General features: G+C 69.0%; 24 protein-coding genes. 13 read left to right on the top strand and 11 right to left on the bottom strand.

What is annotated here, in order from left to right:
• Positions 1–20: 20 nt before the first annotated feature.
• The gene (locus EV651_RS21640) at positions 21–596 is read left to right on the top strand and encodes a DinB family protein (RefSeq protein WP_202870446.1); all 576 of its coding nucleotides are present in this window, start codon (positions 21–23) and stop codon (positions 594–596) included.
• Between the two features lie 52 nt (positions 597–648).
• Positions 649–1,227, top strand: a complete 579-nt coding sequence (locus EV651_RS21635) for a dihydrofolate reductase family protein (protein WP_133787021.1) — start codon at positions 649–651, stop codon at positions 1,225–1,227.
• Between the two features lie 3 nt (positions 1,228–1,230).
• On the opposite strand, the gene EV651_RS21630 is transcribed toward EV651_RS21635, so the two are convergent.
• Genes EV651_RS21630 through EV651_RS21620 form a run of 3 tightly spaced genes read right to left on the bottom strand, consistent with a single transcriptional unit; the run spans position 1,231 to position 6,183 of the window.
• Entirely contained in the window at positions 1,231–2,352 is a 1,122-nt protein-coding gene (locus EV651_RS21630; RefSeq protein WP_133787020.1) for an NAD(P)/FAD-dependent oxidoreductase, read from the bottom strand.
• Entirely contained in the window at positions 2,328–5,621 is a 3,294-nt protein-coding gene (locus tag EV651_RS21625; protein WP_133787019.1) for a LodA/GoxA family CTQ-dependent oxidase, read from the bottom strand. The genes EV651_RS21630 and EV651_RS21625 overlap by 25 nt, the downstream gene beginning before the upstream one ends.
• Before the next feature lie 25 nt (positions 5,622–5,646).
• Positions 5,647–6,183, bottom strand: coding sequence for a hypothetical protein (locus tag EV651_RS21620; protein ID WP_133787018.1), 537 nt, complete (start codon positions 6,181–6,183; stop codon positions 5,647–5,649).
• 155 nt (positions 6,184–6,338) lie between these two features.
• Between EV651_RS21620 and EV651_RS21615 the strand changes: the two genes are divergently transcribed.
• Entirely contained in the window at positions 6,339–7,358 is a 1,020-nt protein-coding gene (locus tag EV651_RS21615; protein ID WP_133787017.1) for an L-idonate 5-dehydrogenase, read from the top strand.
• On the opposite strand, the gene EV651_RS21610 is transcribed toward EV651_RS21615, so the two are convergent.
• Positions 7,336–7,818 carry a MarR family winged helix-turn-helix transcriptional regulator gene (locus tag EV651_RS21610; RefSeq protein WP_202870445.1) on the bottom strand — a complete coding sequence of 161 codons (483 nt, stop codon included), beginning with the start codon at positions 7,816–7,818 and terminating at the stop codon, positions 7,336–7,338. The two genes, EV651_RS21615 and EV651_RS21610, sit on opposite strands and share 23 nt — an antisense overlap.
• A gap of 83 nt (positions 7,819–7,901) precedes the next feature.
• Between EV651_RS21610 and EV651_RS21605 the strand changes: the two genes are divergently transcribed.
• Positions 7,902–8,474 carry an NADPH-dependent F420 reductase gene (locus EV651_RS21605; RefSeq protein WP_133787016.1) on the top strand — a complete coding sequence of 191 codons (573 nt, stop codon included), beginning with the start codon at positions 7,902–7,904 and terminating at the stop codon, positions 8,472–8,474.
• Here EV651_RS21605 and EV651_RS21600 read toward each other — a convergent pair.
• A complete protein-coding gene (locus EV651_RS21600; RefSeq protein WP_130385169.1) occupies positions 8,471–9,103 on the bottom strand; it encodes a LysE family translocator in 633 nt (210 codons plus the stop codon). The genes EV651_RS21605 and EV651_RS21600 overlap by 4 nt on opposite strands.
• A gap of 107 nt (positions 9,104–9,210) precedes the next feature.
• On the opposite strand from EV651_RS21600, the gene EV651_RS21595 reads away from it, so the two are divergent.
• Both EV651_RS21595 and EV651_RS21590 read left to right on the top strand, forming a co-directional pair.
• Positions 9,211–10,506 (top strand): BNR-4 repeat-containing protein, encoded by a 1,296-nt coding sequence (locus EV651_RS21595; RefSeq protein WP_133787015.1) that lies wholly within the window; start codon positions 9,211–9,213, stop codon positions 10,504–10,506.
• Between the two features lie 282 nt (positions 10,507–10,788).
• The gene (locus EV651_RS21590) at positions 10,789–11,913 is read left to right on the top strand and encodes an MFS transporter (RefSeq protein ID WP_133787014.1); all 1,125 of its coding nucleotides are present in this window, start codon (positions 10,789–10,791) and stop codon (positions 11,911–11,913) included.
• On the opposite strand, the gene EV651_RS21585 is transcribed toward EV651_RS21590, so the two are convergent.
• The gene (locus tag EV651_RS21585; protein ID WP_166658694.1) at positions 11,879–12,466 is read right to left on the bottom strand and encodes a TetR/AcrR family transcriptional regulator; all 588 of its coding nucleotides are present in this window, start codon (positions 12,464–12,466) and stop codon (positions 11,879–11,881) included. The two genes, EV651_RS21590 and EV651_RS21585, sit on opposite strands and share 35 nt — an antisense overlap.
• Before the next feature lie 71 nt (positions 12,467–12,537).
• Here EV651_RS21585 and EV651_RS21580 point away from each other — a divergent pair, with 71 nt between their 5' ends.
• Complete coding sequence (locus tag EV651_RS21580) at positions 12,538–13,125, top strand: serine hydrolase domain-containing protein (RefSeq protein ID WP_133787012.1); 588 nt, start codon at positions 12,538–12,540, stop codon at positions 13,123–13,125.
• On the opposite strand, the gene EV651_RS21575 is transcribed toward EV651_RS21580, so the two are convergent.
• Positions 13,113–14,555, bottom strand: a complete 1,443-nt coding sequence (locus EV651_RS21575; RefSeq protein WP_133787011.1) for an alkaline phosphatase PhoX — start codon at positions 14,553–14,555, stop codon at positions 13,113–13,115. The two genes, EV651_RS21580 and EV651_RS21575, sit on opposite strands and share 13 nt — an antisense overlap.
• Before the next feature lie 275 nt (positions 14,556–14,830).
• On the opposite strand from EV651_RS21575, the gene EV651_RS42455 reads away from it, so the two are divergent.
• Complete coding sequence (locus EV651_RS42455) at positions 14,831–15,085, top strand: hypothetical protein (RefSeq protein WP_134132074.1); 255 nt, start codon at positions 14,831–14,833, stop codon at positions 15,083–15,085.
• Between the two features lie 192 nt (positions 15,086–15,277).
• Here EV651_RS42455 and EV651_RS21565 read toward each other — a convergent pair whose 3' ends face one another.
• Entirely contained in the window at positions 15,278–16,552 is a 1,275-nt protein-coding gene (locus EV651_RS21565; RefSeq protein ID WP_166658693.1) for a S8 family serine peptidase, read from the bottom strand.
• 47 nt (positions 16,553–16,599) lie between these two features.
• Here EV651_RS21565 and EV651_RS21560 point away from each other — a divergent pair, with 47 nt between their 5' ends.
• The 3 genes from EV651_RS21560 to EV651_RS21550 all read left to right on the top strand — a co-directional run bounded on the left by EV651_RS21560 (position 16,600) and on the right by EV651_RS21550 (position 20,398).
• Positions 16,600–19,266 carry a CHAT domain-containing protein gene (locus EV651_RS21560; RefSeq protein WP_133787008.1) on the top strand — a complete coding sequence of 889 codons (2,667 nt, stop codon included), beginning with the start codon at positions 16,600–16,602 and terminating at the stop codon, positions 19,264–19,266.
• 78 nt (positions 19,267–19,344) lie between these two features.
• Positions 19,345–19,929 (top strand): RNA polymerase sigma factor, encoded by a 585-nt coding sequence (locus tag EV651_RS21555; RefSeq protein ID WP_133787007.1) that lies wholly within the window; start codon positions 19,345–19,347, stop codon positions 19,927–19,929.
• Positions 19,910–20,398: a hypothetical protein gene (locus tag EV651_RS21550; RefSeq protein WP_133787006.1), complete on the top strand. Its 489-nt coding sequence runs from the start codon at positions 19,910–19,912 to the stop codon at positions 20,396–20,398. The genes EV651_RS21555 and EV651_RS21550 overlap by 20 nt, the downstream gene beginning before the upstream one ends.
• Positions 20,399–20,407: 9 nt before the next feature.
• Here EV651_RS21550 and EV651_RS21545 read toward each other — a convergent pair whose 3' ends face one another.
• The 3 genes from EV651_RS21545 to EV651_RS21535 are packed head-to-tail and all read right to left on the bottom strand — an operon-like array spanning position 20,408 to position 23,177.
• Complete coding sequence (locus EV651_RS21545; protein WP_133787005.1) at positions 20,408–20,839, bottom strand: VOC family protein; 432 nt, start codon at positions 20,837–20,839, stop codon at positions 20,408–20,410.
• A gap of 48 nt (positions 20,840–20,887) precedes the next feature.
• The gene (locus EV651_RS21540; protein WP_133787004.1) at positions 20,888–21,709 is read right to left on the bottom strand and encodes an IclR family transcriptional regulator C-terminal domain-containing protein; all 822 of its coding nucleotides are present in this window, start codon (positions 21,707–21,709) and stop codon (positions 20,888–20,890) included.
• 22 nt (positions 21,710–21,731) lie between these two features.
• Entirely contained in the window at positions 21,732–23,177 is a 1,446-nt protein-coding gene (locus EV651_RS21535; protein ID WP_133787003.1) for an amidohydrolase family protein, read from the bottom strand.
• Between the two features lie 163 nt (positions 23,178–23,340).
• Here EV651_RS21535 and EV651_RS21530 point away from each other — a divergent pair, with 163 nt between their 5' ends.
• Complete coding sequence (locus tag EV651_RS21530) at positions 23,341–24,468, top strand: CaiB/BaiF CoA-transferase family protein (RefSeq protein WP_202870444.1); 1,128 nt, start codon at positions 23,341–23,343, stop codon at positions 24,466–24,468.
• The gene (locus tag EV651_RS21525) at positions 24,465–25,238 is read left to right on the top strand and encodes a citryl-CoA lyase (RefSeq protein WP_133787002.1); all 774 of its coding nucleotides are present in this window, start codon (positions 24,465–24,467) and stop codon (positions 25,236–25,238) included. Before EV651_RS21530 ends, EV651_RS21525 begins: the two co-directional genes overlap by 4 nt.
• Positions 25,239–25,259 lie beyond the last annotated feature (21 nt).

The raw sequence follows: 25,259 nt of genomic DNA, 5'->3' as shown, positions 1-25,259 counted from the left end.
CTGGCCGCTACGGTCTGGGGATGGATGTGGACTGGGGTGCCGAGGTAGTCGATCAGATCGAGGCACACTGGCGGGAGCGGCTCAGGCCCCGGCTGGATGGGCTGACTGACGACGAGTACTTCTGGGAGCCAGTGGCCGTCTGCTGGACGGTGAGTCGGCGTGGGCGCAGTTCGGCGCCGATCTCCTTCGGTGCGGGCGAGTTCACGATGGACTACGCCGAGCCGCCGTACGAGCGGGAGCCGGTGACGACGATCGCCTGGCGGATGGCGCATCTGATCGGCGGGCTCGCGTCGACGAACGCGAAGCAGTTCGGGCGTACGCCGGTCAGCGAGGAGACGTTCTGCTACGCGGGGACTGCAGAGGAGGCGTTGCGGCAGCTTGATGCGGAGTACGGGACGTGGATCGACGGCGTACGCGGGATGGGTACGGCGGGACTCGCGGAGCCGCAGGGCGAGCCGCCCGCGTTCGCCGACGCACCAATGGCGAAGAAGATTCTGTACGAGAATGTTGAGTTGGTTCATCACGGTGCGGAGATCTGCCTGCTCCGGGATCTCTACCTACGCATCGGTGTCGAATCGGGTCTGCGGAGTTCGTAGCAAGGGTGAGCGGCTGCCGACGAGAGCGGCCGTCCTACCTGAGGAGAGCGTGATGACTGCTACCTATACGTTCGACATCTTTTCCAGTCTTGACGGGTTCGGGGCTCACACCGGGGACTGGGGTGGGTACTGGGGAAAGCAGGGGCCGGAGTTTCTCGAGCGGCGGCTGGCTCTGTACAGCGGAGATGCGCGGATGGTGTTCGGGGCCACCACGTATCGGGCGCATGCGGAGATGCTGGCGGCGAGCGCCGAGGGAGACGAGGTTCGGGATGCGTGGGTCACGCGGATGCGGGAGTTGCCGGCGACGGTGGTGTCGAGCACGTTGCGAGAGCCGCTCGATTGGCCGGACGCGACGGTGGTGAGCGGTGACGTGGTCGAGATCGTTGCCCGCTTGAAGGAGGAGTCCGACGTGCCGTTGCGGTCGCACGGCAGTTTGTCGTTGAACCGGGCGCTGCTGGCCGCCGGCCTGGTCGATCGCGTGCAGGTGACGGTGTTCCCGGTGATCACCGGACAGACCGGGGTGGATCCGGTCTTCGAGGGCGCCGCCGACTTCGACCTCGAACTGCTCGAGACTCGCACCCTCGACGGCAACACCCAGGAACTCATCTACCACCCCACGCTGCACGTTTGACGGTCAGGACGCGACCGGGAGTTTTCGGCGGGTCCAGAAGGAGGTTGGGTGGGGGAGGGCTATGGCGTAGTAGTCGGCTCGGGTGGAGAGGTAGGTGGTGCACTCGGTATTTCGGGTGGACTCGTAGGTCGTGATGGGGGCGGTGTCGACGGGGTGGAGGATCAGGTGGGCGGCTGTTGCGGCGGCGGCCTCGGCGGTGCGGAGGGCTCGGGGTACGCCGCTGCCTGAGATGGGGTCGACTGCGAGAGCAGCGTCGCCGACTGCGAGCCAGGGGCGAGTGTCGCCGGGCCGGACCAGCCGATGACTGGCAGCCGAATACACCCGGGGAGTCGTCGGCAAGCATGTTGCGGTGTCGACGCGGAGTGCGGTTGCTGTGGTGGATTCGAGGTGGTTGCGCCAGGGCGCTGAAGCGGTGAGGTTGTGGTGGCGGGAGATGTCGGCGTCGGTCATGAGCATGCCGACCATCACGTCTCCGGGGAGCGGTGCCGTGTACCACCAGCCGTCGGGGACCGACTCGATCAGCAGGTACTGCTCGGCAGAGACATCCACGCCGCTCCATTGGGCCGTGATCCCGACCAGGCGGTCGAAGGCGAGGCGACGCGCGCCGAGCGATCGGCCGATGGTGGCCGAGCGGCCGGTCGCGTCGATCAGGACTCGCGCAGTCAGCCTACGGCCGTTGGAGCAGGTGAGTTGCCACCTGCCGTCGTACCGGGAGCCGATGAGGGACGTGCCGAGGGACACCGATGTGCCGGCCGCGGCGGCCGCGTCGCACAGCATCCGGTCGAACAACCGGCGATCAACATGCCAGCCGCTGCCGTAACCAGTTTCGAGATGCGAATGCGCAGCAGTTTCCGTGCTGCTCCAGATGCTCCGCGTGCCCCACGACGGCAAGGGGCCCAAGGCAACGAACTGTTCCCAGACCCCGAGGTCCCGCAACAACGGCTGGATGCTCGGGGCAAGCGTTTCGCCGACGCGCGGCCGGTCGAAGCGACTGCGTTCCAGCAACGCGACGGAGCACCCAGAGCCAGCCAGCCGCAAGGCGGCCGCTGCGCCGGCGGGACCTCCGCCGGCGACAACAACGTCGTACGCCGTGACCATGGTCAGCAGCCGCAGCCGCGCAGGCACTTGCGGAGTGCGTCGAGGTCGAACCCGAGCCGCCGCAGCCGCTCGATCAGCTTCTCGTCGATGACCCCGTCCTTGAACAGACAGGACAACCACTCGCAGAACGAATCACCGCCAGAAGGAGCGGGTGGGTTGTCGCCGCCACGCCACACGGCCGCGGTGAGCGTCCGTTCCCGGGTGAACGGCCGTCCCACGCGAGTACGGCCGCGAGCGCGGACACGGATCCGGTAGACACCAGGCAGCGTCGTACCGAAGCTCGCCGTGAAGTCATCGACCCCGTCCAGGACAAGTGTCACGACAGACCCGTCCGGGCGCGTGACGTCGGCCCACACAGAAGGATCGCCGTCGACCGGTACGCCGGACTGCGTGAGCGTCGCGTTGATCGTCACCTCGGCGCCGGGCTCGAAGGATCGCTGGTCGGCCGCGGCCCGCAGCGACACGTTCGAGTAGGAATGCACGACCAGGCTGTACGGAAGGCCGCGCTGCCCCGGCTGCTCGCCCTCGGCAGGCTCGTTCGCGACCGCGAACGCCCGCTCGAACTCGAACGGCCGCCGCGCGGGCCGTGCTGATGCGGCCGATCGCAGCGGCTGGTTGGCACGGCCGCGGAGGATCGACAGGTCGACGCCATCGGAGTCATCAGGGGTCCTCCCGGTATGCGGTCGCCCGATTGTCAGCAGCGCGTGCCAGGTCCCGGCCTGGTCGAAGCGGCCCGGCCGGAGCTGCACGGGCAGCGTGATCCGGTAGTACGCGACGCCGTCGCCGGTCACGTACCGCATCGCCGGCTCCGCCTGCGCCCGCCACGGTTCGATCAGCAGACCGTTCGGCGTCTGGAGCCGGAAGTCGACGGCCTCCGGACGTGGTGTCAGCAGTACGACGTCCACACCGGAGTCGCCGTCGGAGAGCTGGAACGGGATGCGGTGCACCGCGCCGACACTCAGCTCGCCGTCGGGGTCGAGCACCACCTCGGCGTTGCTGATCCCCGCCAGCACCTGTAGGAAGTACTTCTGCAACAGGAACCTGTTGTCGGTGCTGATCGCGCCGGTCACCAGCAGGTACCCGCCGTTGTTGCCGGAGATCGTCTGCAACGCGGGCACGCTGATGTTCTGCGGCTGCCCGAGCCCGACGGCGTACGTGCGCTCGTTGATCTGCGCCGCGACGTCGGAGATCAGACGCGGACTGTTCTCGATGCCGTCGGTGAGGACGACCAGCGATTTCACGTCGTACGGCGGTGCCGCGTCGAGCAGCGCGCGTCCCTCGAAGATGCCGTCGCCGATGGAGGTCGCACCCTGCGGATCCAGGCCGGCACCGTTGATCGTGTCATGGGTCGCGTTGCGGTTCAGATCGGACAGCCCGCCCGTGCCGAGCTCGAGAACGGACTGCAACGGCTGCGCGTCCTCGTTGTAGCGGACGATGCCGACGCCGTCGCCTTCGAGCATGAGGTCGACGAAGATGTTCGCGGCCTGTTGCAGTGCCACGTGCTTGCTCTGGCCGTCGCCGCGGTCCTCACTCATGCTGCCCGAGCGGTCGAGCACCAGTGCGGTGGCTGCCGTCTTGCGCGCAACGGTGTTTCCGGTGACAGTCACGTCCCAGGTCTGACCGGACGCGGCTTCGCGGACGGTGAGTACCTGCGGCGGGATGGAGGACGGCGCCGCGCCGGTCCGGTACACGACCCACAGCCGAGCGGTCGCCACACCGTTGGGCGCGGTCGGTCCGACGGTGACCGAGGTAGTGGCGGCGACCAACTGGGGATGCGCCGGCGCACCTCCAGGCGCGTAGTCGAGCGTGACGGCGGAGCCGGGCGACAGCACTTCGAAGCTGATCGCCAGCGCGGCCTCGCGCACCATGCCCATCGGCCCCTGCGGTACGTCGATGAAACGCAACTCCGGCGTGAGCAGCGTGATGGACGACTCGTCGCAGTGCTCGACCTCGACGTGCTCGGCCCCTTGCTCGACGACGAACCCGAGGGTGTGCCAGAGCGTCACCATGTCGTCCATGCTCGTGACGTCACGATCCCAGCGAGCCTGGCTGCCGGTGTCCTGCGCGATCACGTCGTTCGGCCGCGGCACCGGCCACCAGTTGTCACCGCACGCCTTGAAGTCGGCGTGCCACGGCAACGCCATCGCCTGGCTGATCGTGCCGGCGGTGGACGAGATCCGGAACGCCGCGGCGTACGACGTCTCGATGATCGGCCGGTCTCCCGCGGACAGCCCGCCGGCCTCGATACCGGGGAAGAATGCGCCGCCGACGCAGGCCTCGAGGGCCGCGCGATCCATGCCGTCCGGGGTGAGGTCGGTCTGCGGCGCCGGTACGCCGGTCCAGTCCGCGGTGTAATTGCCGGCCTGCCAGCGCTGCATGTGCGCGTACTGGGTCGGCGTCAGCGCGGAGTCGCCGCCGTTGAGCCGGGGCATGTCGCCGGGCGGTCGCAGCCGCGCGAAGATCGCGTCGACGAGCGGCTGCGACGTCACCGGATCCGGCCAGCTGTGCGCGCCGAAGATCCCTTCCACCCACCGCATGTCGCGGGCGCGCTGCAGGATCGGACAGACGTCGTTCGTGTACGACGTCGTGGTCGGCGCCGGAACGAGTCCGAGGTCGATCATGTGCTGCAGGACGCGGTCGTAGAGCGTGGTCACACTGTCCTGGTGCGGCGCGAACTTCGGCGGCGCGACGATCGCCCAGGCGCCCTCGACCGGTGGCGTCGAGTTGTCCGAGCGCAAGGTGATCGTCGCGGTCACCGGTCCGTCCGACACGTCGTCGTACCAGCCGGCGTTTCCCCAGAAGCTGCCGATCACGTTGCCGGCCGGGGACGCGGCGGCGCCGTGCCCGCCGAGGACGAGCAGGTGGTTGTCGTCGTCGCTGCGGATCTCGCCGAGCGGTACGGTCACCGACGGCTGCCCGGAGAAGTCGATCGTGCCGGTGTCGAAGAGCTCCCGCTGGTCAGGCCCGGTCAGGGTTCGTGGGCCCGGGTCGATCGTGAGCTGACCGATCGGCTCGCTGTTGCCGCGGTTCGGGTGCGCGGCCTTGGCGTTCACCAGGTGAACGGTCCACGAGATCTCGGCGGCGGCGTCGTCGATCTCGTCGACGCTGCCGTCGTCGTGGTGGGCGAAGATCCGGAAGCGTGCCGCCTGCCGTTTGACGCGGCACTGGGCGTCCTTGAATCCGCCCGGTGGTTCCGGTCGTTCACCGAGGTGCTCCGGCCCGACGAAGAACTCGTCCGGACTGTTCCCGACCCGGGCGATGCCGATCGCCGGATGGATCTTGTACGTCGTGGCCATTCGTTTCTCCCCCTGAGTAGGTGCGCTAGCTGGTTCTTGTCCGGGCGCCGCGGTCGAGCATGCTGCGGAGGCGGCGCAGGACCTGGTCGGTGAACAGGCCGGCCAGGCAGCCGGTCAGCACGAGTACGGCGATCGCGGCGCTGGACGTGCTGTCGTCGCCGATGCTGAGCAGACCGGTGTTGACGGCGATGACCGACACGGAGCCGAGCAGGGCGGACCAGAGCGGCCGCATGACGTACCACGCGGCCGGATGATCCGGCGCGGCGTTGCGAGCGAACGCCATACTCTGCTGGATCACGCTCCCGACCGCCCCGGCGGCAGCGCCGACGATCAGCAGACTCATGTTCAGCGTGATCGCCAGGTGCGCGACCGACTGGCTCGCGACATGATGCGGTCCGGCGGTCTCCTGGGCCGCGACGAGCCGCTCGGCCAGACCGTACGCCGCGACCAGACACGGCAGGGCGACGACGGCCTCGGTGATGTTGATGGCGACGATCGCACGCCGCGTGTTCCGCCGTACGGCGCTGGTCCGCTTCCGCTGTGGCCCGAGTGCGTTGCTCATGACAGTTCCTCCCCCTACACGGACGGAGTCACCCGCGCCCCACGGCGATACATTCGAATCGGGGAGAAGCTTCTTTGGGCGCGGTGAGACGGCCGGGCGCGGGCGGGGTGTTCTGGGTAGGGTCGGTTCGGCGGCGATTTGAGGGTGGTGGGTGGGTGTACGCGTGTGTGGCGCATGGCGCGGGGGATCTGCGGGTCGAGGAGCGTCCGGAGGTCGAGCCGGGCGTGGGGCAGGTCGCGGCGCGGATCGCGTACGGCGGGATCTGCGGGTCGGACCTGCACTACTACCACGACGGCGGGGTGGGGGACTTCCGGATCCGGCAGCCCCTGGTGCTCGGGCACGAAGTGGTCGGGCGGATCAGCGGCGGCGACCTGCCCGCCGGTACGCCGGTCGGGATCCACCCGGCGACACCGTGCGGTGCGTGCCCGGAATGCCTCCAGGACCGCCGGAACATCTGTGCCTACAGCAACTATCTCGGCAGCGCGGCGCGGGACCCGCACATCCAGGGCGGGTTCGTGCAGGAGCTGATCGTCCCGGTCGAGCAGGTGCGGGTGCTACCGGACGGGCTGGCGTTGCGGACCGCCGTACTCGCGGAGCCGTTGTCCGTCGCGATCCACGCCGTACGGCAGGCCGGCGAAGGTGCCGTGGACGGGAAGCGCGTACTCGTCACCGGCGCAGGACCGATCGGGCTGCTCGTCGTGGCGGCACTGCGGCAGTCGGGTGCGAGAGAGGTGATTGCGACCGATCTCCAGGAGCCGCCGCTCGCACTGGCGCGTCAGGTCGGGGCGACGCAGACCATCCAGGTCGGTACGGCGGACTGGCCGGACGAGATCGACGTCGCGATCGAGGCGTCGGGTACGGCGGGTGGATTGCGGACCTGCCTGGAGCGAGTACGTCGGGGCGGCACCGTCGTACAGGTCGGATCGTTGCCAGGAGGCGACACGCCGTTCCCCGGGAGCCTGCTGATGACCCGCGAGCTCACGCTGACCGGAGCGTTCCGGTTCGACCACGAGTTCGACACCGCGATCGCGTGGCTGGCCGGCGGGCTGTCCGTCGATCCGATCGTCACGCACACGTTCCCGCTCGCCGAGGCGCGCGCCGCGTTCGACCTCGCGACCGACCGCACGGTCGCGTCGAAGGTCCTGCTGGATCTCAGCGGCGATACACCGCGCTGAGGTTGCCGTCGGGGTCGACCGATTCGAGGATCGCGCCGGTGATCTCGGCGAGCTGGGTGATCTGCTCGGGCGTCAGTACGTCGATCACGTGCCGGCGGACCGTTTCGACATGGCCGGGCGCGGTAGCGCGGATCTTCTTCCAGCCGGCCGCGGTCAGTCGCGCGTTGGTGGCGCGGGCGTCCTCCGGGCAGGGAAACCGCTCGACGATGCCGCGCTCCTCGAGGCGCTTCACGACATGTGACAGCCGGGGGAGCGTCGCGTTCGTCCGCTGCGCCAGCGCGGTCATCCGCAGGGTCCGCTTCGGCGCCTCGGACAGCATCGCCAGCACGAAGTAGTCGTAATGCGTCAGCTCGGCGTCCCGTCGCAGCTGCGAGTCGAGGACACCGGGCAGGAGTTCGAGTACGGCGGCCAGCCGCAGCCAGGCCGTCATCTCCGCGTCGTCCAGCCACCGTGTGCTCACGGAAACATTCTGCCATACATGGTTGTAGCTACAACCATTTCACGCTATCGTGATGGTTGAAGGTACAACCAAAAGGAGCGAGTATGACGCACGTCAGCATCATCGGCAGCGGGAACATGGGACAGGCGATCGCGGCCGTCGTCGCCAAGGGCGGCAACACCGTCGAGCTGTTCAACTCCACCGACAAGGACAAACACGTCACCGGTGACGTCGTGATCCTCGCGACGCCCTACCCGGCGTACGACCAGGTGCTCGCCGACCGCGCCGACCAGTTGGCCGGCAAGATCGTCGTCGACATCAGCAACCCGCTGAACTTCGAGACCTTCGACTCGCTGGTGGTTCCCGCGGACGGTTCGGCGGCCGCCGAGCTCGCCACGCGGCTCCCGGACTCGAAGGTGCTGAAGGCCTTCAACACCAACTTCGCCGCGACCGTCGCGACCGGGAAGGTCGGCGAGGCGCCGACGACCGTTCTGATCGCGGGTGACGACGCGGACGCCAAGGCGCAGCTGGCCGGGATCGTCTCCGCCGGCGGCCTGAAGGCCGTCGACGCCGGCGCCCTGAAGCGCGCCCGTGACCTCGAAGCCGTCGGCTTCCTCCAGCTCACCCTCGCGGTCGGCGAGAAGGCCTCCTGGACCGGCGGTTTCAACCTCGTTTAGCGCAGGAGGGCCAGGCGGACGCCGAGTCCGATGAAGATGCCGCCGGTGGCGGTGTCGATCCGGCGCCGGGCGGTACGGCGGGTGCGCAGCCAGTTCCCGATCCGCCCGGCCAGCAGGCCGACCGTCCCGTCGACCAGGAACTCCAGCACGATCAGGATCGCGCCGAGCACCGCGAACTGCAGCCAGACCTGCCCGTGGGACGGCACCACGAACTGCGGCAGGAACGCGATCGTGAACGTGACCATCTTCGGGTTCAGCAGATTCGTGGTCAGGCCGGTCAGGTACGCCTTCCGTCCGGACATCGCGGCGTCGCCGGCCGGACCGTCGTCGACGGCGTCGTTGCGGTGCCGGATCATCTGTACGCCGAGATAGACCAGGTACGCCGCACCGACGATCCGCACCGCGGTGAACGCGACCGGAACCGCCGCGAACAACGCGGCCAACCCGGCCGCAGCCACCGCGACGTGCACAGCCTCACTCGTCGCCACCCCGGCCGTCGCCAGCAGACCGGCCCGCGGACCGCTGCGCATCCCGCAGCCCAGGATGAACAGCATGTCCGGTCCGGGCGTGATCATCGCGATCGTCGTGGTCAGCAGAAACGCGAGCAGAAGGTGCTGGTCGATCGGCATACCCCCGATCCTCGCACCGCTCGCGGTGCGGGGAGCCGTCGTCTCACCTGACCACATGCTGGCAAACGCTTACCCATGGCGTCGGTTCCCTGCCACACTGGGTGGCCATGGATGCGGCTCGGGTGATCAACGACAACGGTGCATGGTGCTGGTTCCAGGACGAGCGGGCGGTGGTGGATCCGGACGGCGGAGTGCTCGTCGTCGGGTCGATCGCGGCTCCGGAGGGGCCCGGGGGAGGCGCGCGGGCGGGCAATGTCGAGCTGACCGTCGTGGAGTTGGACACCGGTTCGGCGCAGGTCGTCGTACTCCATGAGCGGTTCGAGGCCGACGATCATGACGTGCCGGCGTTGTGGCGACGCAGGGACGGGCGCTGGCTGGCCGTCTACACGAAGCACAAGACCGACGACCTGACGCGGTGGCGGGTGAGCGAGCCTGGCGATCCGGGGAAGTGGGGTCCGGAGCAGACGTTCGACTGGAGCGAGTTCACCGGCGGCCGCGGCGTCACGTACTCGAACCTGCACGAACTCGACGGCCGGCTGTATTGCTTCGCGAGAGCGGTCAACGACGACCCGTGCGCACTGGTGTCCGACGACGACGGCGATACCTGGACGTACGCCGGGAAACTCTTCACCCGCCCGAAGATCGGCTACGTCAACGGCTACACCCGCTACGTGTCGACGCCGACGCGGGTGGATCTCATCACGACGGATCACCATCCGCGCGACTACAACAACTCGATCTACCACGGGTACCTGGAGGCCGGCGCGCTGCACCGGACCGACGGGACCGTGGTCGACGAGGTCGCGCTGGACGCCGACGCACCGTCGCAGGTCGAACTGACCACGGTCCTCGCAGCGGACTCGGTCTGGGACGGCGAGCCGATGACGCACTGCTGGACCGTCGACATCCGCCGCGCCGACGACGGCACCCTCGCGGCGATCCTGCTGGCCCGTCACGACACTCCCGCGCAGCCGGAGGACGCCTTCGCGCGGCAGCATCCTGTGCCGGACCACCGCTTCTTCTACGCGCGGCTCGCTCCGGGCGGGACCTGGCAGGTACATCAACTGGCCAAGGCCGGGCACGGTCTCCTGCCGCACGAGAACGACTACACCGGCCTGGTCGCGATCGACCCGTACGACCTCGACTCGCTCTACGTCTCCACGCCGATCGACCCACGCGACAGCGCCGTACTGAAGCATCACGAGATCTTCCATGCCCGTACGGCGGACGCCGGGACGACGTGGGCGTGGACACCCGTCACCGAGAACTCGACCGCCGACAACCTCCGCCCGATCGTCGCCCCCGGTGATGCCACTCGTGTGCCGCTCCTGTGGTTCCGCGGGGAGATGACCGCCTCCCAGCACTACAACTGCGAAATCGTCCTCCTCGACCAACCCAGGTAGCGCCAGCGGCGGCGGGGCCGGCGGGGGCGGGCGGAGTGGCGCGACCTTGGGCTCCGGCCAACCACGGAGCGGCGACGTTGAGCACCGGTCAACCAAATGGTGGCGGACGGCTCGCGTCGGTCCAATGCCGACTTTGTGCATGGGATCAGTACTGCGGCGAGTGCGACGTACGGATCTGGTGCACAACGTGACCTCGCAGCTCCGGCCCCCCGCTAAGGCGGGTGGTGGGCGTGGTGGGTGGCGCTCGGCGAGAGAGATGGTAACGAGCGGTATTATCTGCGCATGATGGTTCCGGTGCGGCGGTTGTGGGTGGCGGTGCTGTGCGGGTACCTGGCGTTCGGGGCGGCGTTGCAGGCGTTGCCGTCGTACGTGCCGGAGAGGTTCGGCGGCGGCGCGCTGGCGAGTGGGACCGCGGTCGGGATCGCGTTCCTCGCGACCGCGTGCGGCCGGCCGTTCGCGGGGTGGCTGGCGGATGCGGGCTGGTCGCGTCCGGTGGTCGTCGCCGGGGGAGTGCTGGCGGCTGTTGGGGGCCTTGGGCAACTGGTGGCGCCGAACCTGGGCGCGCTGCTGCTCGCTCGTCTGGTGATGGGTGCGGGTGAGGCGGCGCTCTTCTCGGCCGCACTGCCGTGGGTCCTGGCGGGCACGCGGATGGCGCAGCGTGGTCGGGTGGCGGGCTGGTTCGGCTTGTCGATGTGGGGCGGTCTTGCCGCCGGCCCGTTGGTCGGAACGCTTGTCGGAGATTGGGTCTGGTGGGCGGTTGTTGTGTTGTGCGCTGCGTCGGCCGTGCTGGTGCTGGCGACGCGTGGTCCGGGTCGGGGTGAGCCGTTGGCGCGGATTCGTGGGGTGCGGGATCTTGTGCCCCACGGGGTTCCGTTGCCAGGGGCAATTATTGGGCTGGCGGCCTACTGCTACGGCACGGTGGCGGCGCTGCTCGTGCTGCGGTTGCGGGCCGACGGGATCGGTGTCGACGGCATCGCGCTGGCGGTGTTTGCGGCGGCGTTCCTGGTGGTGCGGTTTGCCGGGAGTCCGATGGTCGATCGGTACGGCGGACGTGTGGTCGCGGCCTCGACCGTCGCCGTGGAGATCGTCGCGCTGATCGGGATCGCCCTCGCGAAGGGGCCGGCCGGCGCGACAATCTCCATCGCGCTGGCCGGGCTCGGGCTGGCGTTGGTCTACCCGGCCTGTGTCTCGATGACGCTGAACCGGGTGCGGGGTTTGCGGCCCGGGGTGTCGATGGGGGTGATGACGTCGTTCTGGGATCTCGGGGTGATGGTCGCGGGTCCGCTCGGCGGCTTCGTCGCCGAGCAGGCCGGGTTCCGCGCGGCGTTCCTGGTGGCCGCCGGAGCAGGACTCGCGTGTGTCGTCGTACTGCTCAGAATGCCGCGTCGAGCAGTGTCTCCACGATGACCCGCGCCTCTGCGCCCAGCCCGGGATCCTGGTCGACCGCGCTGATCAGCGTGGCACCTTCCAGTACGACGACAAGCTGCTGCGCCGATGTCTTCGGGTCACGGGCCCCGGCCTCGCTCAGCAGTCGCTCGAACAGCGAGCGGTAGAAGGCGAGATGGTCCTGCGCGAGCCGTCGCGGCGCGCCGTCGTGACCGCGGTCCTCGGTGGCTGCGTTCATCATCGCGCAGCCGCGGAACCCGGCTTCGGCGTACCAGCTCGCGACCAGGTCGAAGACCGCGAGAATGCGCTGTCTCGCGTTCCCGCCGGTCTGCTCGACGGCCTGCTGGTGCCACGCCCGGACCCGCTGCGTGCGGTCGGTGAGAACCGCCTCGACCAGCCCTTCCTTGGAGCCGAAGTTCTTGTAGATGGTGAGTTTGGATGCGCCGGCCGCCTCGACGACCTCGTTGATCCCGGCCGCGTGGATCCCGCGCCGCCCGAACACGTCCGCCGCCGCCTTCAGGATCCGGGCCTTCGTCGCCTCGGGATCCAGCCGCTCCCCAGCCTTGACCGGCATCGGGCCACCACCTCCACGCCCCACCATACCGAGCTGGACCTAGATAAGAACGATCGGTACTATCAGCTTCCATGTGGACAGCAGCGGGATACGAGGACGTCGCCGAGGCGTTCGAGCGGAACTTCACCGAGCGCGGCGAGCTGGGTGCGGCGTTCGCGGCCTACCACCGGGGCGAGTTGGTGGTCGACTTGTGGGGAGGTACGGCGGACCCGGAGACCGGGCGGACCTGGGATCGCGACACGGTGCATCTGATGTTCTCGGGGACCAAAGGCCTCACCAGCGCGTGCATCCTGCTATTGGCGCAGCGCGGCCAGCTGCGGCTCGGCGATCCGGTCAGCCGCTACTGGCCCGAGTTCGGTGCCGAGGGCAAGGAGCGTACGACGATCGCGCAGGTGCTGTCCCACCAGGCCCGGCTGCCGTGGGTCGAGGCCGGATACGCCGACCTGTTCGACCACGACGCGATGGCGGCGCACCTGGCCGCGCAGTCGGCGGCGCTCGATCCGCGCGCCGGGTTCAGGGCGGGCGGCTCGCGACACGGCGCCTGGCCGGGTCGCGAGACCGCCTTCTCCTACCTGATGAACCAGGTGCGCGTCGGTCCGGACGACCGTTCACTCACCTTGCTCGAATCACTCAGCGCTAGGAGCACTCAGCCGAGGTAGTCGCGCCACGGGCCGGTGATGGCCAGCGTGATGCCCGGGGTCTGGATGTTGACGAAGAGCACCTTGCCGTCCGCGGAGAACGTCGGGCCGGTGAACTCGGAGTCGTTCAGCATGTTCCGGGCGATGGCGTACGCCGGTCCGCCCGGCGTCGCGCTCAGCACATGGCTGCTGGCGTTGCCGTCCTCCGCGAGCACCAGCGAGCCCCACGGCGTCACGGTGACGTTGTCCGGGCTGTCGAAGTTGTAGTCGTCGTACTTCGCATCGGCGCCCTTGTCCGCGGCGGCGTTGTCCGGGAAGTACGTGACCAGCTGGATGGTCTTCGCGTCGTAGTTGTAGAACCAGACCATGCCGTCGTGCGGGACCGCGTCGGCGGGCAGGTCGGCGGTGCCGGACTCGGCGTACGAGTTCACGACGTACACGCCCTGCTTGGTGCCGTAGACGCCCTCGAACTTCTTGCCGCGGGTGATCTGGCCGTCGGTGAACTGCTTGCGCACCGACGTCGTGGTGCCGTCGCGGTCCGGCACCGGGACCCACGCGACCCGGAACGGCCGGAGCAGCTGGGCCGACGTCAGGTACGCGACGTCGGGGATCGGCTTGCCGTCGTCACCGAGGATGGCCAGCGCCTCGAGGGTGCCGAAGTCCTTGTTCTGCAGGTCCTGCCAGCTGCGCGGGCCGAGCTTGTAGCCGCGCGGCGCCGACCAGCGGTAGAAGGTGCCGTTCGGGCCGGAGGCGTCCTCGGACAGGTAGATGTGGGTCCGGTCCTCGTCGATCGCCAGCGCCTCGTGGGCGTAGCGGCCGAGCGCCTTCAGCGGCACCGGGTGCGCGGTCTTACCGTCGCCCCAGACCTCGAAGACGTACCCGTGGTCCTTCAGCCGGGTGGTGCCGTTGGCCTTGTTCTCGGTCTCCTCGCAGGTCATCCACGTGCCCCACGGCGTCGGGCCGCCGGCGCAGTTCGTGAGGGTGCCGGAGATGCCGACCCACTCGCCGAGGTTGGTGCCGTCCTTGTCGACGTCGATGACGGTGCAGCCGCCGGCCGCGCCGACGCCGGTGTCGTACACGGTGCCTTCGATCTGCGGTACGCCGAGTTCGCCGGCGCTGCCGATCTCGTGGTTCTGGATCAGCCGGTAGTGGTTCCCGGTGCTGAACACGGCGGTTCCGTCGTGGGCGTTCGGCGTCGCCTGTCCGCTCTTCAGCTTGGTCTCACCGGCCTTGGTGACGACCCTGTACTTGAAGCCGGCGGGCAGCGCCAGGAGACCCTTCGGGTCGTCGAGCAGCGGCGGGAAGGGCTTGTGCTGCGGGAACGGCGAACGGTCGCCGTGCGAGGCCGGCGCGGCCTCGGCGAGCGTCGGCACGGCGCCGACGGTGGTGAAGCCGACCCCGGCGGCGCCGACGGCGGCACCTCGGAGAACGGAACGACGATCGACAGACATGGCTTGACTCCTGCTGACTCCGTGGACGGGACGTTGCCGCGATCCTCCACGCCGACGGCTGCCGGACGGCAAACAGAATCTGAACAGAAGGTCTGCAACGAACGGGCTGGGGGAGACGTCTACTGTGGGAGGTGATCATGATGCGCAGTGTGACGACCGTGCTGGCGGCAGCCGTACTTTTGGTTGCGTGTGGCAATGAATCCGTGACTGGAGGACAACCGTCGATGACGCCGAGCAGCAGTAGCAGCAGCAATAGTTCCGAGCCGGGTGGAAGTGTGGTCGATCAAGCCAAGGCCGACCTCACCAAGAGGCTGGGCGTAGACGCGGCGCAGGTGTCAGTCGTCAGCTCCGAGGACGTCACCTGGCCGGACGGCAGCCTCGGCTGCCCGGAGCCGGGGATGCGCTACACCCAGGCGCTGGTGCCGGGGAACCGGACGGTCCTCGAGGCCGGCGGCAAGCAGTACAGCTACCACTCGGGCGGTCACCGGGCACCGTTCCTTTGTGAGCACCCGCAGCCGCCCAGCCGTTGAAAACTTTCCGGACAACCGGATGTATCAACCCGCACCGAGGGTGACTCCGCAAAAGTGGGGGGAAGCCTTCGGGCCGCTGCAGGGGGGAGGGCGGCGCGGGGGCGCGCAAGAGGGGGAGCTGACGCGGTGCGAGCGTCCGGGCGGTCAGGCCGGAGATCCGCACCGCGTCGGCGCGTTAGTTCTTGCCGAGTGTTAGTTCTTGCCGAGTGACGCGAGCGCGTCGCCGGCTCGCAGGACCGGCCCGGTGCCCGGCTCGGGTTGCGTGAGCGCGAAGGCCAGCAGGGCGTCCGCCGCCTGCTTGGCGCTCTCACCGGTGACCGACATCCGGCCGGCGATCAGACCGGCCACGAGCGGCGTCGCGAACGACGTACCGCTCCACCGGGCCATGCCTTGGAACGAGCGCAGTTGGCCGGCGTTCGGCGGTTCGGTGCACTCGTAGTCGCCGGTCAGGAATGCGTTCACCAGGTGCTCGCCCGGTGCGTAGACGTCGACCCAGCCACCGAAGTTGCTGAACGACGCCCGGTCCCGCCCGTTGTCCGCCAGCGCCCCGACGCCGACAGCCTCGGGGAACGCGGCCGGCCAGAAGTAGTCCCTCGACGACTCGTTACCCGCTGCCGCGACCAGTGTGAGGCCGTTGACGCGGTTCAGCCGGGTCTGGATGAACACGTCCAGACCGAGCGGCGCGAGGTCGAACCGCGTCCTGGTGCCCGCCGACAAGCTGATGATGTCGGGCGCCAGATCGAGGATCTCGTCCAGTGCCTGCGCGAGATCGAACTCCCAGATCGCACCGGCCGTGGTGAAGTAGCTCTTCACCACGATCTCCACGTTGCGCGCGATCGCCCGCATCACTCCGGCGATGAAGGTCCCGTGACCGGCGTACGGCTTGATGTGCCCGGCCCCGTCGAACGCGTTCTCCGGATCGCCGGTCACCCCGTTGAGCCAGTACGCCGCCGGTGCGTCGGACCAGCCCACATCGAGTACGACGACCTTCACCCCGCGACCGTCCGCGGCGCCCGCGGACAGGAACGGTGTGGGCAGCACCGGGTCAGGCGGAGTACCGGGCATGACCTCCTCGGGCTCGGTCGCCGGGCACGGGCTGACGCTCGGCGTCACGTAGAACAGGTGCTCCGGCGTGACGACACCGCGTCCGAGCCGCAGGTCGGCGTACTTGAGGAATCGTTGGGTGAGCGAGCGATCTTCCGGCGCCTCGGGCGGCACGCGGTCCGGGAGCAGCAGCCGGGTGACGCCGCCGATCCCGCCGTCGTCCGGGCGGCCGCCCTCGAAGAGCTCGATCACTCGTGGCACGTCCTTGTCGCGCACCAGGACCGCTCCGGTGCGGTACAGGTAGTCGGCCCCCTCCGGCCGCTTCTCCCAGTCCTCCGGGAACACCTCGACCTCACGCTCGAATGCTCTGAGAATCAGCTCGATCTGCGCAATGTACTTTCGTTCGGTCGTTTGATTTTCCATTTCCCTACATCCCCCTGGACAGTCGAAATGCCCGATACTATTCCAGAATGCCGACGGCAGGGGGGAGTGCCGAGGCGGTAGAAAATCTGCTGCCTCTGGCGTTGTCACGTCCGCACGACGCGATCGCGTCGGCGCGGACGCTGCTGGCCGCTGCGCCGGCGGCGGTCGAGGCATCGATCGCGCACCAGGCCTGGGGCATCAGTCTGCGGCAGCTCGGCGACGTGACCACGGCGGTCCGCGAGTTGCGCACCGCGCTGCGGCTGGCGGAGCAGTCGGGGCGGTCGGAGCGGCAAGCGGATGTCCTTGCCACGTTGGGCGCAACGCTCGGTCGCGCGGGCCGGAGCCGGGAGGGTCTGGCGCGGCTCGATCGGGCGGTCGACCTCAGCCGCGGTGCGCTGACCGGTCGGGTGCTGCTACGGCGCGCCGACGTACTGCTGGTGCTCGGGCGGCATCGCGAGGCGCTCGACGATCTGCGGTCCGCGATCACGCGGTTGCGGCGTTCTGGCGATCAGGTCTGGGAGGCGCGGTCGCGGAACTATCGCGGATTCATCCAACTCGCTTTGGGCGCTACGGTGCGCGCGGATGCGGATTTCGCGGTTGCGGAGAAGTTGTACGCCGCGACGGGTCAGGAGTTCGAGTACGCCGAGGCCCGGCAGAATCGGGGATTGGTCGCGTACTCGCGGGGCGATCTGCCCGCAGCGCTGCGGTACCTGGACGAAGCGGGCCGGCGGTTTGCGGCAGTCGACGTGGTGTGGCCTGATCTGGCGATCGATCGGTGCGGCGTACTGCTCGCGGCCGGTCTCAGTGCAGAGGCTCTCGCGGAGATGGATCAGGCCATCGCGGCCGAGGGCGGTACGGCGACCAAACGCGGGGAACTGTTGTTCGCGGCCGCGACCGCTGCGTTGGCGGCGGGGAATCCGGCGGCGGCACAGGAGCGAGCGGATCGGGCGCGGCGGTTGTTCTCGGCGCAGCACCGGGAGTGGTGGTCGGTGCGTTCGTGGATGGTGTTGCTGGAGGCGCGGTATCAGTCGGGCGAACGTGGAGAGCGGCTACTTCGACGCGTCAGCGCGGTGGCTGATCGGCTGGATGCGCTGGGTGCATCGGAGGCGTCGGCCGCGCATCTGCTGGCCGGGCGGTTGGCGTTGGCCGAAGGGCGGGCTCGGGCAGCCGATCGTCAACTGGAGTTGGCCGGGCGGCACAGCAAGGACGCGCCGCCGATCGCCCGGAGTGCGGCGTGGCTGGGGAAGGCGTTGCGGGCCGAGGCGCGGAGTGACGTGCGAGGGATGTTGTCGGCCTGCGCCCGTGGCTTGGATGCATTGGACGAGCATCGGCTGGCGATGGGCGCGACCGAGTTGCGGGCGTTGGCGACGGGGCATGGTGCCGAGTTGGCGGAGCTGGCGCTGCGGGACGCGTTGCGGCGCGACGATCCGCGGCGGTTGCTGAGTTGGGGTGAGCGGTGGCGGGCGACGGCGCTCGGGGTGCCGCCGGTGCGTCCACCGAACGACGAGCAACTCGTCGGCGAGCTCGCGGCCTTGCGGGACGTCGTACGACGGCTGGACGGGTCACCCGATCCGTCGCTGGAGAACGAACGCCGACGCCTTGAAAAGGCAGTCCGAGACCGAGCCCTACGAGCCCAGGGCGGCGGACCGCGCGGGGCAGCGGATGGGATGAAGGGTGGGGCGGCGGGCAGGCCCAGAGGCGCGGGCGGGGTGATGGCGACGGGCGGGGTGCTTCGGTTCGATGTTGATGAGTTGGTGGGGGCGCTCGGCGAGACCGTGCTTGTTGAGCTGGTTGAGGTTGGTGGTGTGCTGCACGCGGTGGTGGTGCGGGACGGGCGGATCACCCGGCACGAGGTCGGCCCGCTGTCCGCCGCAGCACTCGAGGTGGAACGGTCCCGGTTCCACCTGCGCCGCCTGGCCCACGGCAGAGCACACGGTCGACCTCAGGGTGGACCGTCACTCGACGTACTGGGTGAGCGGTTGGGGGACGCGATTCTTGGGCCTGCGCAGGAGTTGCTGGGGGATCGGCCCGTGGTGATGGTGCCGCCGGGCAGGTTGCACGCGTTGCCGTGGGGTCTGGTGCCGGCGCTGGCTGATCGAGCCGTGAACGTGGTGCCGTCGGCGGCGACGTGGTTGCGCGCGCGGCAGGTGCGGCCGCCGTCGGATCGTCGTGTCGTGCTGGTGCTCGGACCGGGTTTGTCGGCGGGCCGCGCCGAGGTCATGCAGCTGGCGAAGCAGTACCCGGACGCCACAGTGCTGGCGGACGGCGACGCGACCGCGGAGAAGGTACTGCGGGAGCTCGACGGTGCCTGGATCGCGCACATCGCGGCGCACGGCACGTTCCGCTCGGACAGCCCGTTGTTCTCGTCGTTGCGGCTCGACGACGGGCCGCTGACCGTGTACGACTTCGAGCGGCTACGGAGAGCGCCTTACCGGATTGTCTTGTCCAGTTGCGATTCCGGGCTGGCGAAGCCGGTCGGCGCGGACGAGCTGCTGGGGTTGAGCAGCAGCCTGATCCCGTTGGGCGCGGCGGGCATCCTGGCGAGCGTCGTACCGGTGAACGACCCGGCAACCGCTCCCTTGATGCTCGCGTTGCACGAGAACCTGCAGGCAGGTCAGTCGCTGGCGGCAGCATTCGCCGCGGCTCGTCTGGAAACGCGAGGTGATCCGGTGGCCGATGCCGCTGGTCGTTCGTTCGTTGCACTCGGGGCTTGATGTATCAGCGGTCATCCGAATCGCTCTGTACCAGTAAGAGAGGTATAGCTGAGCGGTCCGGTGAGAGAGGGGGACGGCATGCGGGATGACCCGACAGTCGTCGACCTGGTCACCAGGGCCAGGGACGGCGATAAGAATGCGTGGGACGAATTGGTGGAGCGGTATGCGCCGCTCGTCTATTCGGTGTGCCGGCGATGCCGCTTGGCGCAGCCGGATATCGACGACGTCGGACAGAGCGTGTGGCTGCGGCTGGTCGAGCACCTGCCGGGTCTGCGCGAGCCGGCCGCGCTGCCGGGCTGGATCGCGACCACGACCCAGCGCGAGTGCATCCGGCTGATCCGTGCGACCAGCCGGGTCGAACCGGTGGACTTCGAGCACGCGCCCGACGTCCCCGAGCAGGCGATCGCCGAGGAAGAAGTACTGCGGCACGAACGCAAGATGATCCTGCGGACCGCGTTCGCCGAACTTTCCCGGCGGTGCCAGATGCTGCTCGGCCTGCTGATGCAGGACCCACCGGCGCCGTACGACGAGATCAGCCGGCGGCTCCACGTGCCGATCGGCAGCATCGGCCCGAACCGGTCCCGCTGCCTGACCCGGCTACGACAGACTCCCGCGCTGGTACGGCTGGCGGCGGACGGACCCGATGACAGGACGAGGGGGTGAGAGCACCGTGCTGGATCCGGAATGGCACGACGACGAGAAGCTGATCGAAGCCCTGCGGGACGCGCTGGCGTCCGCGGACGACGTTCCGTCCGCCTTCGTCGAAGCCGGCAAGGCGGCGTTCGCATGGCGGACCATCGACGCCGAACTGGCGGCGCTCACCTACGACTCCGCGCAGGATCCGCTGGACACGCTCGCGATCCGCTCCGAGAGCGCGATCCTGCGTTCGCTCACGTTCGCCTCGGACGGCTGGACGGTCGAGCTCGAGCTGACGCCGAACGCCGTCCTGGGGCAGCTCGACCCGCCCGAGGTCGGCACGGTCACGGCCCGCGGCGACGGCGGCAAACTGGCCGAGGCGGAGATCGACGAACTCGGGTTCTTCGTGCTCGGCCCGCCGCCGAACATTCCCTACCGGCTGGTCTGCACGACGCAGTCCGGTACGACGATCCTGACCGGGTGGATCACGCCCTAGACTCGCTGCTCAGGCAGCGAACACCTGGGAGTCGTCCGCGAACGCCTTGAACTCCAGGGCGTTCCCGGCCGGGTCGAGGAAGAACATCGTCCACTGCTCACCGGTCTGCCCCTGGAACCGCACGTACGGCTCGATGACGAACTCGGTGCCGGCCGCCTTCAACCGCTCGGCGAAGGTCTGGAACTCGTCGACGGTCAGGATCAGTCCGAAATGCGGCACCGGTACGTCGTGGCCGTCGACCGGGTTGTGGATGCGCTTCGTCTTCTCGGGCGCGACATGGGTGACGAACTGGTGGCCGCGCAGGTTCCAGTCGATCCAGGTGTCGGAGCTGCGGCCCTGCTCGAGGCCGAGCACCTCGCCGTAGAAGTGCCGCGCCGCGTCCAGGTCGTCGACCGGCATCGCGAGATGAAACCGGGGAATGGGCGAGTCGAGAACTGTCATGCAGCCCATCCTTCCCCACCCCGCCCGAAGGGCGGCGACGGCACGGGGTCAGGCGGAGGTCTCGTCTCGCTGGTCGACCTCGACGTGTGGACGGGACTGCCAGAGCGCCCACTCCGCGCTGACATCTCCTGCCGTACGCAGCAACAACGGCAGATGGTCGTGCAGCAGCGTTTCGACCGACGTCTCGGCCGCGTGCACAGTCACGTTCATCGCGGCTCTCACGGTGCCGGTGCCGTCGCGTACCGGTGCCGCGACCGAGCGGACGCCCGGCGCGAGTTCCTCGTCGGCCAATGCCCATCCGCGCGCGCGGATCTCGGTCAGCTCGTCACGCAGTTGCTCCGCGGTCCGGCCGATGTACGGCGGCAGTCCGGCGCGACTCGGCTGCGCGAGAACGTCGGCGAGCGCATCGGGGGAGAGCGCCGAGAGCAGGACCTTGCCCTGCGACGTCTGCGCGGCCGGGAACCTGGTGCCGATGTCGACCCGTAACGCGATCAGTTTCGGCACCGACACGCGGGCGACGTACACGATGTCCGAGCCGTCGAGCTGTGCCATCGAGGAGGACTCGCCGGTGCGTGCGACGAGCGTCTCGAGATGCGGCTTCGCGATGTCCCACAGGCCGAGCGAACCGACGTACGCCATGCCGAGCGTCAGCACCTTGGGCGTGAGCTGGAACGAGCCGCCGGTCGTGCGGACGAAGCCGAGTTCCTCGAGCGTCAGCAGCAGCCGGCGCGCGGTGGGCCGGGCCAGGCCGGCCGCGGCCGCGACCTCGGTGAGCGACATCGTGCGATGGTCCACGTCGAAGCAGGCGAGCACGTCCAGCCCACGAGCCAGCGACTCGACAAAGTCCGGACCTGCGCCACGGCCTGCCATGTACCGTCCTCCTGTTGGTCGACTACTCACCGAAGATGGTGCCACGCGCCTCGCGGGTCGAGTCGGACTTGTACGCCGTGTACTGGTACGGATTGTCGAGCACCTCGCCCTCCGGCAGCTCCGGGTTCATGCCGCTCTGCCAGGCCTCCTCACCGAGCGCCGATCGCAAGTGGTCGACGGTCGCCTCGACCTCCCGTCGTACGGCGCTCAGGTCGCAATCCACCAACTGGTGGTTGTGCTTGACCACACGGCCGTCGACGATCACCGTGTGCACGTCGCCGCGCTGGGCCTGGAAAGCGACCTGGCCGTACGGGTTGATCAGCGGGAACGACACCGGTGACGCGTCGTTCTTGATCAGGATCACGTCGGCCTTCTTGCCCGGTTCGAGGCTGCCGAGGTCATCACGGCCGAGCGCGCGGGCACCGCCACGGGTCGCCCAGTCGACCACGTGTTCGGCCCGCAGATGGCTGTGGGTCACGGTTTCGCCCTTCATGTGCGCCTCCAGGTGCTCGCGGGCCCGGTCCGCGCCGAGCGTGGTCCGCATCGCGCTGAACAGATCGCCGCTCCACCACACGCTGGTGTCCATCGACAGCGACACCGGAATGTTGTGGCGGCGTACCTGCCAGGTCGGCGGGTAGCCCTGGCCGGCGCTCTGCTCGGACTCGGTGGAGACCGAGATCGAGCCGCCGGTCGCGGCGATCCGCTGGTACGAGTCCGTGGTGAGCGTGGCCGCGTGGACGTAGATGTTCTGCGGCGTCATGAAGCCGTTCTCGTGCATCAGCTTGATGCCGTTGTCGTTGGTCGCACCCCAGACACCGGCATGGGTGGTGACGCCGAGCCCGAGCTCGCGCGCGACCTCGAACGCGGCCCGCTCCGGGAAGGCCGGATCACCGGTCACGTCGAAGGCCAGCTGCAGACCGAGCTGTGCGTCGTCCCGCAGCCGTTCCAGGAAGGCGCGCACGGACGGATCCGCGGTCCACTCCCACGGGCCGGCCTGGATGTTGCCGTAGGCAAGGACAAACCGGCCGGGTACGGCGCGCAACGCGTCCACGGCGGCCTCGGCGTGCTCGACGCTCTGCAGCCCGTGCGACCAGTCGACCGTGGTCGTGACGCCGGCCTCGAGCGACTCCCACGCCGACGTCAGGTTGCCCGCGTGGATGTCCTCCGGCCGGAAGATCTTGCCGTGCTCGAGGTAGTACCAGACGAAGTACTGCGTGAGCGTCCAGTCGGCGCCGTACGCGCGCATCGCGGTCTGCCACATGTGCCGGTGTGTGTCGATCAGGCCCGGCATGACGATGCCGCCGGACGCGTCGACGACCTGCGTTCCCTCCGGTACGTCGAGCCGTTGGCCGGGCTGTCCGACGGCCGCGATCCGGTCGCCGTCGACCAGTACGTCGCCGTCGGTGACGACCGTGTGCTGGTCGTCCATGGTCAGCACGGTCCCGCCCCGCAACAGCACTGTGGTCATCGATGCCTCCAAGGAGTTGCCCGGACATACGTCCGTATGACGGTCAACGGGGCGGTCAGGCTCACTATCTGAGCGCTGCCCGATGGTGTCAAGAGCCTGTTGACAGGTGATGCGAGGAGATCGAGACTGTGCGGACAGATGTCCGTAGATCCCAGGAGGTCAGGTGAAAGGTCCGCTGTCCGGGCTGCTGGTGGCCGACTTCTCGCGGATCCTCGCCGGTCCGTACGCGACCATGCTGCTCGCCGACCTCGGGGCCGACGTGGTGAAGGTCGAGTCGCCCGGAGGTGACGACACCCGGTCCTGGCAGCCGCCGGTCCGCGACGGCATCTCGACGTACTACCTCGCGGTGAACCGGAACAAGCGGTCGATCGCGCTCGACCTGGAGGATCCGTCGGATCTCGCCGCGGCGCAGGAACTGGCGCGGCGTGCGGACGTGGTGGTGGAGAACTTCCGGCCGGGCGGGCTGGCGCGCTTCGGGCTCGACTACGAGACCGTTGCCGCGGGCAACCCTGAGCTGATCTACGCGTCGATCAGCGGCTTCGGGTCGGGACCGACCGGCGCCGAACTGCCCGGGTACGACCTGATCGTGCAGGCGATCTCCGGGCTGATGAGCCTGACCGGCGCTCCGGACGGCGAACCGTTCCGCGCCGGCATCTCGGTCTTCGACGTGATGGCCGGGCTGCACGCGACGATCGGTGTGCTGTCCGCCCTCAACCTGCGGCACGAGACGGGGCGCGGTCAGCACGTCGAGGTGAACCTGCTGTCGTCGGCGCTGTCCGGGCTCGTGAACCAGTCGAGTGCGTACGTCGCGGGCGGCGTCGTACCGCTGCGGATGGGGAACAGCCATCCGAGCCTGTTTCCGTACGAGCCGCTGCCGTGCGCGGACGGGGACCTGATCATCACGGCCGGGAACAACGGGCAGTTCCGCAAGCTGGTGGAGGTTCTCGGCGTACCGGAGCTGGCCGACGATCCGCGGTTCGACCGGAACGAGAAGCGGACCGCGCATCGTGACGAGTTGCGGCCGTTGCTGGTGGCGCGGCTGAAGACTCGGACGAAGCTCGAATGGTTCCGGGACATCATCGCGGCCGGGGTGCCGTGCGGGCCGATCAACACCGTTGACGGCGGGGTCGCGTTCGCCGAGGACATCGGCCTGGATCCGGTGGTGACGGTCGGCGACATCCCGACGGTCCGCAACCCGATCACGTTCTCGGACAGCGCAGCGTCGTACCGGCTTCCACCGCCGTCGCTGGACGAACATGGTGCCGAACTACGGAAGTGGCTGATGGAATGACGACTTTCCCGACTTCCCTGGGTACGTCGACCGCCGACGAGATCCGCCTGCTGGGACAGGACCTCACCGCCGACCTGATGGGCAAGGTGGGCTTCGGCGAGCTCGCGTTCTGGCTGGTCGCGTTGCGCCGGCCAACGCCGTCGGAGACCCGGGTGTTCGAGGCGGTGCTGGTCGCACTGGCCGATCACGGCTTCACGCCGACGGCGATCGCCGCCCGACTGACCTATCTGTCCGCGCCGGACTCGCTCCAGGGTGCGCTCGCCGCCGGCCTGCTGGGCGGGGGATCGCGCTTTCTCGGTGTGACCGAGGACTGCGGCCAGTTCCTGCACGAGGCTCTCGATGGACGCGAGCTGCCGACTGACGAGGCCGGATGGGACTCGTTCGCGCTCGAGGTCGTGCGTGGGGCCCAGGGAAAGTACATTCCGGGGCTCGGGCATCCGGTGCACAAGGTGCAGGATCCTCGGACGCCGGTCCTCATCGGCATCGCCCGGGAGGAAGGTCTGGAAGGCCCGCATCTCGAGCTCTTCCAGGCGATCGGCCGCGTGCACGAGCAGGTGCTGGGTCGCAAGCTGCCGTTGAACGGCGCCGGTGTGTGCGGTGCGGCGCTCGCCGATCTCGGGTTGCCGGTCGAGCTGTTGCGTGGATTCGCTCTGCTGGCAAGGGCTGCCGGGCTGCTCGGCCAGCTCGCCGAGGAACGCCGCCGGCCGATCGGCATGGACGCCTACCTGACCGTCGACCGCAACGCCGTGTACGTCGATCCGGACCGCTGAGTTACACCGAAGGAGCACCAC

The sequence above is a fragment of the Kribbella sp. VKM Ac-2571 genome (assembly GCF_004362255.1).
Classification (GTDB): Bacteria; Actinomycetota; Actinomycetes; order Propionibacteriales; family Kribbellaceae; genus Kribbella; species Kribbella pratensis.
This window is presented reverse-complemented; position numbering and strand designations above follow the sequence as displayed.